Source organism: Pelomicrobium sp. (genome assembly GCF_036803785.1).
Classification (GTDB): domain Bacteria; phylum Pseudomonadota; class Gammaproteobacteria; order Burkholderiales; family UBA6910; genus Pelomicrobium.
Genome location: NZ_DAIRTR010000101.1, coordinates 1 through 11,197, shown reverse-complemented (window position 1 = coordinate 11,197; position 11,197 = coordinate 1). Strand labels below are relative to the sequence as shown.

Below are 11,197 nucleotides of genomic sequence, written 5' to 3'. Positions count from 1 at the left end.
GCCCCCGACGGACCGATCACCGCCACCCGTTCCCCCCGTTCGACCCGCAAGCTCACGCCCCGCAGGGCGACCCGGCCGCCCGGGTGATGCAGCGCCACCTGCTCTAGGCGCAGGCTCACTTGATCAGTCCTGCGGCCCGGGCCGCCGCTTCGATCCCCCGGTAGTTTTCCGGTTGGGTGGGCACGTAGCGGGTTGCCCGCTGGAGAGCGAGAATTTCCCGGTGGACCGGGTTCCCCGGGTCCAGCTTCAGGAAGGCGTCGGTCAGCTTTTTCACCAGGACCGGATCCAAGTCGCCCCGCACTGTCCAGTTGTAGTCGTAATAGGGCGGTGTGGTGTAGAACACTCGGACCTTGGTCGGGTCTACTTTTCCCGACTCCACGAGCTTCTCCCACACCGAGGCGTTCAAGGCACCGGCGTCGGCCCGACCTGCCGCGACCCAGGCGGCGGTGGCGTCGTGGGCGCCGGAGAAGGCGATGCGCTTGAAGTCCTTCTCCGGATGGATCCCGTTTTGCATCAAGTAATAACGGGGCATCAGGTGGCCCGACGTGGACGAGGGGGAGCCGAACACGAAGGTGCGTCCCTTCAAGTCCGCAAGCCCTTGGATACCGCTGTCAGCCCCGGTCACGAACTTGCTGGTGAACGCCTCGTCCTCTTGCCGCTGAACGATGGGGATGGCGTTGCCGGTGCGCAGCCGCGCCTGCACGAAGGTGAAGCCACCGAGCCAGGCGAGATCCACCCGCCCCGCCGCCAGGGCTTCCACCACGGCGGCATAGTCGGTCACCGGGACGAAGGCGATCTTCATCCCCAGCTCTTTTTCCAGGTACTTGCCCAAGGGCTCGAACTTGCGCAGCAGCTCGGTGGGCGCCTCATCAGGAATGGCACTCACCCGCAGGATCATCTCGGCACGCGCGAAGACGGTGACAGCCATCAGCAACAGGGCAAGCAGAGCACGCATGAGGACCTCCGGCCAGGAGTCATTCACCATGGATGAGCAAGGGATTGCCCACGCTACCATCGGGCCTGCGCTGCTTCAACCCTGCGGGCGGCGGGGATTAGAAGAAAGGCTTGATGAGCCAGGGGGGAAGTGCGGATCTCACGCGGCTTTCTTTTTTCAGACAGGTTCGGCGTTGCTGTCCGATCCGAGCCGCCCATGACGATGGGCTTCCTACGCCAGCGTATGGCTGCGGTCACCGGCGACAAAGCCGAGTAGCGGTGCGGAGAGGCCGCGCCCGAGGGCGAGCACTTTGAAGAGCTCCCCCATCTCGGCCGGGGAGAGGAGCTTGTGGGCCTCTGCCGCCAAGGGCAGGTAGCGGGCCGCGTCCTCTGCCGGCACGGCCGCCAGCAGCTCGAGCAGGCCGCAGTTGAGAAGGAAGTGGGCTTGGCTCCCGTAGCCCAACACTTCCAGGCCGGCTTCCCGCGCCGCGCGGGCAGTGGCGGTGAAGTCCACATGGGCGGTGATGTCTTGCAAGCCCGGCCACAGGAAGGGATCGTCGTGGGCCCGATGCCGGTAGTGGCACATGAGGGTGCCGGTGGCCCGCTGGGGATGGTAGTACTCTGCGGCGGGGAAGCCGTAATCGAGGAAGAGCAGAATCCCTTGCTCGAGCAGCTCGCCCAGCGTCTTTATCAGCGCGGGGACGGCAAGAGAGATTTCGCTCAGATAATCCGCTGGCGCCGGGATTGCCTCGGCGGCGCGACGAAGCTCGGGATGGCTGAGGGGGCGCTCGCACCAGACGAAAGCCTCCCCCTCGACGGCAACCCCTCGCTCGAACAGGCCGTGCGTGCGCCAAGCCACCAAATGCACCGGCAGGGCGTCCAGCACTTCATTTCCGATCACTGCGCCGCGAAACCCGGTGGGTAGCACCTCGAGCCAGCGCACTCGGGCCCGGAGCCGCGGCGGAAGCCGGGCAAGGCGCCTCGCTTGCCGCTCCCGCAGCGTCGGGCTCACCTCCAGGATCAGGTACGCCTCGGGCAGCCGGTCCAGGGCCTCCAGCGCCTGGAGCAGGTCTTCTGCCAGTCGTCCGCTTCCCGCGCCCAGCTCCAACACCGCTCCCCCACAGCGCTCGAGGACCTGGGCCACCTGCCGCGCCAGGGTGCGGCCGAACAGGCGGGAGATTTCCGGTGCGGTAACGAAATCCCCCTCGGGGCCCAGCTTGGCGGCCCCCGCCGCGTAATAGCCCAGACCCGGGGCGTATAGGGCGAGCTCCATGTAGCGGGCGAAGGAAATCCAGCCGCCGGTGCGCGAGATCTCCTCGCGGATGTGGGCCGCAACGCGCCGGCTGTGGGCTTCGCCCGCTTCATCGGGCGGAGGCAGCACGCTCATGGCATGGAGAGCGCCCCCTTGGCGTCGGGGAGCGGCGAGGGAGAGGGACGCGTGTGGTAAATTGGCGATTTCGACCGAACGTGGCGCAAGTGTAGTGGAAGCGGTGCTCTCGGGCCAAGTGGCCTTGGTCACCGGCGGGGCCAAGCGGGTGGGCGCCGCCGTCTGCCGTCTGCTCCATGGAGCGGGGGCCCGGATCATGATCCACTACCGGACGTCCCGGGCCGAAGCGGAGAGCCTCGGTGCCGAGCTCAACCGGCAACGGCCCGATTCCGCCGGCCTCGTCCAAGCAGACTTGCTGGAGGCGGACACGCCCCAGCGACTGGTCGAGGCGGTGCTCGCGCGCTTCAGCCGCCTGGACATCCTAGTGAACAACGCTTCCAGCTTTTTTCCCACAGCGGTGGGCGGGATCACGGAAAGCGCTTGGCAGGACCTCATGGGCACCAACCTCAAAGCCCCTCTGTTCCTGTCCCAGGCGGCCAGTCCCGAGTTGCGCCGCCGCCAGGGTACCATCGTCAATATCACCGACATCCACGCCGAACGGCCCATGCGCGGCTACGTGGTCTACAGCATCGCCAAGGCGGGCCTTGCGGCCCTCACCCGCTCCCTCGCCCTGGAGCTGGGCCCGGAGGTGCGGGTAAACGCCGTGGCCCCCGGCCCGGTGCTGTGGCCGGAGGACAGCCACTGGTCCGCCGAGATCCGTCGGCGGATCATCGAGCAAGTGCCCCTGCAGCGGCAGGGAGAGCCCGAGGACATCGCCCGCGCGGTGATGTACTTGGTGGCCTACGCCCCCTACGTGACCGGCCATACCATCGCGGTGGATGGGGGGCGTTCGGTAAGCCTTTGACCCCGTAGGCCGAAAGGGTGCCCGCGCAAGAAATCCAAGCAATTGATATAATGCGCGTTTCCTTTTGACTGCCGCGGCTTGCGACCGCGGCGGGTGTGCGTCATCTCTTTACGGACAACCCCATGAAATTTCGCCCCGGCAAAAAAATCAGCACCTTCTATCCGCCCCAACGCACTCTCATGGGACCGGGACCCTCGGATATCCACCCGCGGGTGCTCTCCGCCCTGTCCCGCCCCACCATCGGCTACCTGGATCCGGTGTTCGTGGCCATGATGGACGAGCTGAAGGCCATGCTGCGCTACGCCTTCCAGACCGCCAACGAGGTGACCTTTCCCGTCTCGGGGCCGGGATCGGTGGGCATGGAGATCTGTTTCGTCAACATGGTGAACCCGGGCGACAAGGTGATCGTGTGCCGCAACGGGGTCTTCGGCGGCCGCATGATCGAGAACGTGGAGCGCTGCCAGGGCGTGCCGGTGGTGGTGGACGACGCCTGGGGGGAGCCCGTGGATCCCAACAAGGTGGAGGAGGCGATCAAGAAGAATCCCGACGCCAAGATCCTCGCCTTCGTACACGCGGAAACCTCCACCGGCGTGCTCTCCGACGCCCAGACCCTGTGCGAGATCGCCCGCCGCTACGGGCTGATGACCATCGTGGACACGGTGACGTCTCTGGGCGGCGTGCCGGTGAAGGTGGACGAGTGGGGGATCGATGCCTGCTATTCCGCCAGCCAGAAATGCCTGTCCTGCACGCCCGGGCTTTCCCCCGTGACCTTCAGCAACCGGGTCGTGGAAATGGTGAGAAAGCGCGAGGAGAAGGTTCATAGCTGGTTTCTGGACCTGAACCTGCTTCTCACCTACTGGGGCAACACCACCCGCACCTACCACCACACGGCCCCGACCAACAGCCTCTACGCCCTGCACGAGGCGCTCCTCATGCTCCAGGAGGAGGGCCTGGAGCGGGCCTGGGCGCGCCACCGGCGCAATCACCTGGCGCTCAAGGCAGGCCTGGAGACCTTCGGGCTGGAGTTCCTGGTGAAGCCCGAGCACCGGCTGCCCCAGATGAACGCGGTGAAAGTGCTGCCGGGCGTGGACGAGGCGGAGGTGCGCCGCCGGCTGCTGCATGACTACAACCTGGAGCTGGGGGCGGGCTTGGGCGATCTCAGGGGCAAAATCTGGCGCTTCGGCATCATGGGCTACTCCTGCAAGATGGAGAACGTGATGCTGTGCCTGTGCGCGCTGGAGACCGTGTTCGCCGACATGGGGCTCAAGGTGGAATTCGGCGCCGCCGAGGCCGCGGCCTACCACGCCTACGCCAAGAACCCCACCCCCCTGCGCCCGGGGGATGCCGCCCGGGTGGCGGTGGCCTGAGTCCGTTCGCGCCGCCGCGACTCCTATTCCCGGCGCCTGGCATTCCGCTTCTCCTTCCTGCAAGCGGACAAGGCGCCGCGGCATGTTTCGGTTGGCAAAGCCAAGGCTCGCCCCGTTTCCTTCGGAAACGGCGGCGGCTTTGCGCCGGCGCCGGCCGTTTTGATGTAAGCGCATATTTTTGGGCGAAAAAGGCAATTGGGCGGATGACTTCTGTGGCTGGTACGAATCCTGCAGAAGGCCCATGGACATTGTCATTGCCAAACGTTTTTCCAGGAGAGAGGTTGCGATGTCCAGAAACGCCGCCCAATGGGCCCAGCGCCCCAAGTTTCCCCCGACCCATTATGTCGATACCCGCGTCTATACCAGCGAAGAGCTGTTCCGCGAGGAGATCGACAAGATCTTCAACAAGGTGTGGATCATCGCCTGTCACGAAAGCGAGATCCCCAACCCCTATGATTACCGCACCTTCCGCCACCCGGGGGGCGAGAACCTGATCATCATCCGCGGCGACGACAACCGGATCCGCGCCTTCTACAACATCTGCCCGCACCGGGGCAACGTGATCCTCTACGACCCCTCGGGCAACGCCAAGCGCATGACGTGCATCTTCCACGCTTGGTCCTTCGACTGCCGCGGCAATTGCATCGACATCTCCCGCGGCAAGGAGGGCTACCAGGATCGGCTCGATCTGAAAGACGTGGGCTTGAGGGAAGTGCGCTGCGAAGTGGGCTACGGCGGCTTCGTGTGGGTCAACGTGGACGACAACGCGTGCACGCTGAAGGAATACATCGGCGACGCGCTATCCATGCTGGAGCCCCACATGCAGGAGCCGCTCGAGGTGTTCCACTTCCACAAGGCCGTGGTGAACACCAACTACAAGCTGTGGCACGACACCAACAGCGAGTTCTACCACGACTACATGCACTACTTTAATCGCATCACCGGCATGCTCCAGCCCGGCTACTTCGACCGCAAATACGTGGGCTATCCCAACGGGCACGCCTCGGTGGGCTCCATGGAGATCAAGTACGACAAGTACGAAGGAAGCAAGGATCGCAAGGTGGGCTGGCCTGGGCTTGCGCCCGGCGGCTGGATCCTGATCGACATCTTCCCGGGCATGACCTACAACCTGCGTACCTCGGTGCTGCGCATGGATACCGCCATTCCGTTGGGCCCGAACAAGGTGATCATCGAGTTCCGGGGGCTGGGGCTCAAACGCGACACCCCCGAAATGCGGGCCGAGCGCATCTTCGATCACAACATGATCTGGGGGCCGTTCGGGCGCAACCTCCACGAGGACCTGCTGGGGGTGCACGGCCAGGGTATCGCCATGCGCGACGAGCGCACCGACAGCCGCTGGGTGCTGCACGGACGCGAAGAGAACATGACCATCCACGACGAGGGCGGCATGCGCCACTACTACGCCGAATGGAGCCGGCGTATGGGCCGACCGGCTTACGACCCCTTCGGCGACCGGGGTGTAGCCGGAAAGGTGGCCGCCGCTTGAAACGGAATACAGGGCGCCTGCCCGGGGGGAGGGCCCCGCGGGCAGCGCGGCCACAGCGAGGAGAGCTATGAGCAACGCCAGAACCATGGTCGAAGAGCTGGTCTACCGATCGTGCATGCTCTTAGACGAGAAGGATTTCAAGGGTTACCTGGATCTGTGCGATCCGCAGTTTCGCTACACCATCACCGCCTACAGCCCGGAAATCAAGAAGGAGATGACCTGGCTCGAGCACGACAAGGCGGGGATGCAGACCTTATTCAACAATCTGCCGCGCCACAACAGCGACCATTCGCCCCTTACCCGCCACGTCACCGTGTACACCGTGACGGTGGACGACGCCAAAAAGGAGGCGCAGGTGGTCTCCGGCTTGCAAGTCTTCAAGACCACCCTGGACGGGGGCATCACGGAACTGTTCGGCGTGGGCAAGCTCTACGACACGGTGCGGCTCGATGGGGACGGGGCGAAGCTCCTGCGCCGCAATGTGCGGCTGGACACACGGATGCTGGGTATCGGTTACCACATCCCGTTTTGACCTCTGCCGGCGCGCAAGCCGGCCATAACGACAAAGGAAGAGGATGAAGGTGCAGGTCAACGCCCGCAACCGGGCGTACCAGTTCGAATGTGCCCCAGGGGAGAAGATCCTGTTCGCGGGCCTGCACAACGCCGTGGACCTGCCCTACGAATGCGGCAGCGGCACCTGTGGTACGTGCAAAGCGAAGCTGATCGAGGGCGAGATCCACGACCCCTGGCCCCAGGCGCCGGGCACCCGCCTCCTGAAGAGCGCCCAGGGCGAGTTCCTCATGTGCCAATGCGAGCCGAAAAGCGACCTCTCCATTGAGGTGGCCAACTTCGTCTATCACGCCGACCCGGGGGCCTGTATCCCGGCCTTCTACCGGGGGCGCATCGAGTCCCAGGCGCTCCTTACCCACGACGTGCTCGCCTTTCGCGTGGCGCTCGATGCCCCCATGGACTTCGACGCAGGCCAGTTCGTGCTGGTGGAGGCTCCCTCGGTGCGGGGTTTTCGCGGCTACTCTATGGTCAACTTCGACCGTCGGGCCCGCAGCCTCGATTTCGTGGTGAAGAAAAAACCCGGCGGCGGCTTCTCTGAGTGGCTCTTCGACGGGCAGGTGCAAGGGGCGCAGCTACGCCTGTTCGGCCCCCTGGGCAAGGCCACCTTCTACCCCGGGCTCGGCAAGAACGTCCTGTGCATCGCTGGCGGCAGCGGCATCGCCGGCATGATGTCCATCCTCTCCCGCGGCTGCCAGGAGCGCTACTTCAGCCAGTATAAAGGCTACGTGTTCTTCGGCGTGCGCTCGGCGCGCGACGTCTTCTATCTCGAGGCGCTGGAGGGCTTCCGCCGGGAGTTTCCCGACAACTTGGAGATCACTGTGGCCCTTTCCGACGAGCCGGTGCCGGAAGCGCTCGCCCGCCGCTACCCGGGGCTTGTCTTCGACCACGGGCTGGTGCACGAGGTGGCGGCCAAGCGCATGGAGGGCAGGTACCAGAACGTGCGGGCGTACCTCGCCGGCCCGCCGCCCGCGGTGGAAGCGGCCATCCGCGTGCTGCTGCTCAAGGCGAAATTGACCACCGACAACATCCGCTACGACAAATTCAGCTAAGGTCCACGGCGTGAGCAAAAAATTCGTGTGCCGGGCGGAGGAGATCCCTTCCGGCGGTCTGAAAGAGGTGGAAGTGGAAAGCGGGCTCAAGGTGCTGGTGGCCAACGCGGGCGGGGACTTTTACGCCTGCCAGGCCATCTGCCCCCACCAGGAGGTGCCCCTGTGCGAGGGCCTGTTCGACGGCGAGGTGCTCACCTGCCACATGCATCTGTGGCAATGGGACATTCGCACGGGCGCGCCCCAGGGGCTTGCGGAATCGCCCCTGCAGTTGTTCGACATCACGGTGGAGGACGGTGTGATCTATCTCGCGCCGCCGAGCGCCCTCGATTCCTCCGAGTTGTTCAAGGGGCTGCCGCGGGAGACCCTGACGAGGCTACAGGCGTTGTGCCGGCCGGAAACCCATCCGGAAGGGAGCACCCTGTATCAAGTCGGGGATCCCGCGGAAGACCTCTACATCCTGGAGGGCGGGCGGGTGGAATTCCTGATCGGGCGCGACGAGCGCACCACGCCAGCGGGGTTCGTGTTGCGTACCGGCGAAGTGTTCGGCTGGGCGGCCCTCATGGACGGGCAGCCCTCCCGGATCGCCCGGGCGACCTGCCTGGAAAAGTCCTCCGTGTTACGGATGAACGGAAAAGAGGTGCTTAAGGTTTTGGAGTCCGACCCGGCGTCAGGGTATCTGGTGATGCGGCGTCTCGCTGAGCTCATCACCCGGTATCTCACGGCGTCCGGGGCGAAGTAGCAAGCATTGGCGGCGCGGAGCGGAGGCCGGATTCCGGGAGGCCGCTCCGAAACGACAAGAAATGGAAAACAGCCGCCGCGCGTTCAACCATGCAAAGGAGATAGGAGGGCAACATGGGCATTCCATCAAAGGAGCGGTTCAAGGCGGGGGCACGGCGGGTATTGGGACTGGCGGGCGCGGCGATGCTGGGGCTGTCGGCGAGTGCGGGTCTTGCCCAGCAGACCCTGAACTTCGGCAAGCCCGGCGAGCCGGTCAAGCTGGTGGTGGGCTACCAGCCGTATTACACCGAGTCCTGGTCGGGCGTGGTGATGCGCAGCAAGAAGTTCTACGAGAAGTACCTGCCCGCGGGCTCCCAGGTGGAGTTCCAGATCGGGCTTCAAGGGGCCATCATCGTCAACAACATGCTGGCCGGCAAGCAGCACATCGGCTACATGGGGGACATGCCAGCCATCGTGTCCACCACCAAGCAGAACGTGGCGGACATCCGCATCGTCGCCAACCTGGGCCTCGGCTGGGACCAGTGCAACGCCTTCCTGGTGCGCACCGACGCGCCCCAATTCAATAGCGACAAGGAAGCCATCCAGTGGCTGAGCGGCAAGCAGGTGGCAGTGCCCAAGGGAAGCTGTACCGACCGCTTCGCCCAGGCGGTGTTCAAGAAGTTCAACGTCCAGCCGGCGGCCTATCTCAACCAGAACATCGAGGTGATCACCAGCGGCTTCCGCGCCAAGAAACTGGACGCTGCCGTCATATGGGAACCGACTGCATCCCGGCTAGTAGAAGAAGGGTTGGCACGGCTGGTGGCCACCGGCCGCTCCGCCCAGGAGAACGACGGGGGGTTCCTGGCCATGCGGGCCGACCTGATCCAGCAGCGGCCCGACGTGGTGAAGGCCTGGCTACAGGCGGAGCTGGACGCTCAGCTTTTCCTGGCCGATCCCAAGAACGCGGCCGAAGTGGTGAAAATGGCCCAGGAGCAGACCACCGGCTTCCCGGTTAAGGCCCTGTGGAAGTCGCTCTACGGGGAGCATGCTAAGGAGGCCGGCGGCGGGCCGGAGCGCATCCTGTTGCACTACACCATCACGCCGGAAGCGGAGGAGCTGCTCAAGCGGGCGACGGCCTTCCTCTATGAGATCAAGACCATCGACACGCCGCAGCTTCGCCCAGAGGCGGTCATGCCCCAGTTCACCCGGGAGATCCTCAAGGAACGGGGCCTGACGGCCCCCATCGGGGTCGTCAAGGCCCAGCCTGAATCGGCGTTCCAGGCGGCGTTCAAGCAATGAAGGTCGCGGTGGCCGGCTGTTCGACGGCCGGCCACCGTCGCCCGAGCGGGGTAAAACACATTTCCACCAACCCCAGGAGGAGGTGAGAGGCATGGAATTGGCCACTGGCGCAGTCCAGACGGAGGACACCGTCGGTCTGCTCAAGAGCGCGATGCCGTTCCAGGTGGTTTCCAGCGAGATGCTGGAAGCCATTGCTTGGGCAGCGCGCCGAGTCTCCTACAAGGCCGGCGAGGTGATTTACCAGCGGGGCGACCGGGCCGACGATCTGTTCGTGGTGATACGCGGTCGAGTGGAGCATGTCCTGGGACCGGGGGCCGGCGCCACCAATCTGCTGCGCATCCTGGGGCCCGGCGAAGTATTCGGCTGGGCGGCGCTGCTCAAGAGTCAGCCCTACCGGCTGGCCAAAAGCACCGCCGTGGAAGACACCGAGTGCCTCGCGATCAATGGCAACGCGTTGCTCCGCATCCTGGAGTCGGACCCGGAGACGGGCGACGTGGTGATGAGCCGCTTCGCCACCATGATCACCCGGGATTTCACCGTGCCAGAGTGGGTAGCGCAATTGAAACCGGTGGGCCGGCGCGCAGCGCCCCAGCAGTTGACGGGGCTCGCGCTCACCATGTTCCGGCTGGCCCAGTGGCTGAAAAGCCCGCGGCCCTACCTCATGGCGATCGGCTTTGCCCTGTTTCTCGGCTTCTGGTACCTGGCGGTGGAGGTGTGGAAGCTACCCCGCTTCGAGCAGATGCCGGGGCTCACCGCGGTGGTCAAGGAATGGCTGAGCCCGGACCCGGTCTATGGCCTGTCCATTTATACGCCCGAATACTACCAGCACATCTGGGTGAGCTGCCGCCGGGTGGGCATCGCCTTCTTCCTCGCCACTGCCCTCGGGGTGCCGCTGGGCTTGTTCCTCGGCTGGTCCCTCAAGTTCAAGGAATACGTCTTTCCGGTGTTCGAGATGCTGCGGCCGATCCCCATTCTCGCCTGGGTGCCGCTTGCGATCCTCATGTTCAAGGGCCTGGAGACGCCGGTGATCTTCCTCACCTTCCTCGCCTCCTTTTATGCCACCGCCTTGAACACCATGTTGGGGGTGCAGTCCATCGACGAATCTTACTTTCGCGCCGCCTATTGCCTGGGGGCGAGCCGCTGGCAGGCCTTCCGCCACATCATCATCCCCGGGGCGCTGCCCTTCATCTTCACCGGCTTGCAGATCTCGGTGGGGGTGGCTTGGTTCTCGCTGGTCGCCGCGGAGATGGTGTCCGGCCAGTTCGGGCTGGGGTACGTGATCAACAATTCCTACACCACCGTGCGCTATCCCACCATCATCATCGGCATGGTGACTCTGGGTGCGGTCGGCTACGTCACCAGCGCCCTGGTGCGGATCGTGGGCGATCACCTGATGCAATGGCGGGTTCGCGAGCTCGCTTTGGGAGGGCAGTCATGATGAGGGAGCCATCCGCCAATTTCGCGCCGCTTGGCCCAGCGGGCAAGGGCGCCATCCGCATCCAGGACGTGGTCAAGATCTACGAC

General features: G+C 64.9%; 10 protein-coding genes. 8 read left to right on the top strand and 2 right to left on the bottom strand.

Going from position 1 to position 11,197, the window contains the following annotated elements; translation table 11 throughout:
• Nucleotides 1-115 precede the first annotated feature (115 nt).
• Nucleotides 116-955: a putative selenate ABC transporter substrate-binding protein gene (locus V7Q81_RS11620; protein ID WP_333843446.1), complete on the bottom strand. Its 840-nt coding sequence runs from the start codon at nt 953-955 to the stop codon at nt 116-118.
• A gap of 210 nt (nt 956-1,165) precedes the next feature.
• A complete protein-coding gene (locus V7Q81_RS11615) occupies nt 1,166-2,320 on the bottom strand; it encodes a class I SAM-dependent methyltransferase (protein ID WP_333843444.1) in 1,155 nt (384 codons plus the stop codon).
• Nucleotides 2,321-2,381: 61 nt separating this feature from the next.
• Between V7Q81_RS11615 and V7Q81_RS11610 the strand changes: the two genes are divergently transcribed.
• From V7Q81_RS11610 to V7Q81_RS11575, 8 genes are all read left to right on the top strand, one after another.
• Nucleotides 2,382-3,164, top strand: coding sequence for a pteridine reductase (locus V7Q81_RS11610; protein WP_333843442.1), 783 nt, complete (start codon nt 2,382-2,384; stop codon nt 3,162-3,164).
• Nucleotides 3,165-3,286: 122 nt separating this feature from the next.
• A complete protein-coding gene (locus V7Q81_RS11605) occupies nt 3,287-4,531 on the top strand; it encodes a pyridoxal-phosphate-dependent aminotransferase family protein (protein ID WP_333843439.1) in 1,245 nt (414 codons plus the stop codon).
• A gap of 286 nt (nt 4,532-4,817) precedes the next feature.
• Nucleotides 4,818-6,038 carry an aromatic ring-hydroxylating oxygenase subunit alpha gene (locus V7Q81_RS11600; RefSeq protein WP_333843436.1) on the top strand — a complete coding sequence of 407 codons (1,221 nt, stop codon included), beginning with the start codon at nt 4,818-4,820 and terminating at the stop codon, nt 6,036-6,038.
• Nucleotides 6,039-6,105: 67 nt separating this feature from the next.
• Nucleotides 6,106-6,570, top strand: coding sequence for an aromatic-ring-hydroxylating dioxygenase subunit beta (locus V7Q81_RS11595; protein WP_333843434.1), 465 nt, complete (start codon nt 6,106-6,108; stop codon nt 6,568-6,570).
• 43 nt (nt 6,571-6,613) lie between these two features.
• The gene (locus tag V7Q81_RS11590) at nt 6,614-7,657 is read left to right on the top strand and encodes a 2Fe-2S iron-sulfur cluster binding domain-containing protein (RefSeq protein WP_333843431.1); all 1,044 of its coding nucleotides are present in this window, start codon (nt 6,614-6,616) and stop codon (nt 7,655-7,657) included.
• 10 nt (nt 7,658-7,667) lie between these two features.
• Nucleotides 7,668-8,396 (top strand): Rieske 2Fe-2S domain-containing protein, encoded by a 729-nt coding sequence (locus V7Q81_RS11585; protein WP_333843429.1) that lies wholly within the window; start codon nt 7,668-7,670, stop codon nt 8,394-8,396.
• Between the two features lie 113 nt (nt 8,397-8,509).
• The gene (locus tag V7Q81_RS11580) at nt 8,510-9,673 is read left to right on the top strand and encodes an ABC transporter substrate-binding protein (RefSeq protein ID WP_442954824.1); all 1,164 of its coding nucleotides are present in this window, start codon (nt 8,510-8,512) and stop codon (nt 9,671-9,673) included.
• A 91-nt stretch (nt 9,674-9,764) separates the two neighbouring features.
• Nucleotides 9,765-11,111: an ABC transporter permease subunit gene (locus V7Q81_RS11575; protein ID WP_333843425.1), complete on the top strand. Its 1,347-nt coding sequence runs from the start codon at nt 9,765-9,767 to the stop codon at nt 11,109-11,111.
• The last annotated feature ends 86 nt before the right edge of the window (nt 11,112-11,197 follow it).

Bases quoted from the DNA above. Each gene is read 5' to 3' on its own strand.
- V7Q81_RS11620 (WP_333843446.1), bottom strand. From the start codon at position 955: ATGCGTGCTCTGCTTGCCCTGTTGCTGATGGCTGTCACCGTCTTCGCG.
- V7Q81_RS11615 (WP_333843444.1), bottom strand. From the start codon at position 2,320: ATGAGCGTGCTGCCTCCGCCCGATGAAGCGGGCGAAGCCCACAGCCGG.
- V7Q81_RS11605 (WP_333843439.1), top strand. From the start codon at position 3,287: ATGAAATTTCGCCCCGGCAAAAAAATCAGCACCTTCTATCCGCCCCAA.
- V7Q81_RS11600 (WP_333843436.1), top strand. From the start codon at position 4,818: ATGTCCAGAAACGCCGCCCAATGGGCCCAGCGCCCCAAGTTTCCCCCG.
- V7Q81_RS11595 (WP_333843434.1), top strand. From the start codon at position 6,106: ATGAGCAACGCCAGAACCATGGTCGAAGAGCTGGTCTACCGATCGTGC.
- V7Q81_RS11590 (WP_333843431.1), top strand. From the start codon at position 6,614: ATGAAGGTGCAGGTCAACGCCCGCAACCGGGCGTACCAGTTCGAATGT.
- V7Q81_RS11580 (WP_442954824.1), top strand. From the start codon at position 8,510: ATGGGCATTCCATCAAAGGAGCGGTTCAAGGCGGGGGCACGGCGGGTA.
- V7Q81_RS11575 (WP_333843425.1), top strand. From the start codon at position 9,765: ATGGAATTGGCCACTGGCGCAGTCCAGACGGAGGACACCGTCGGTCTG.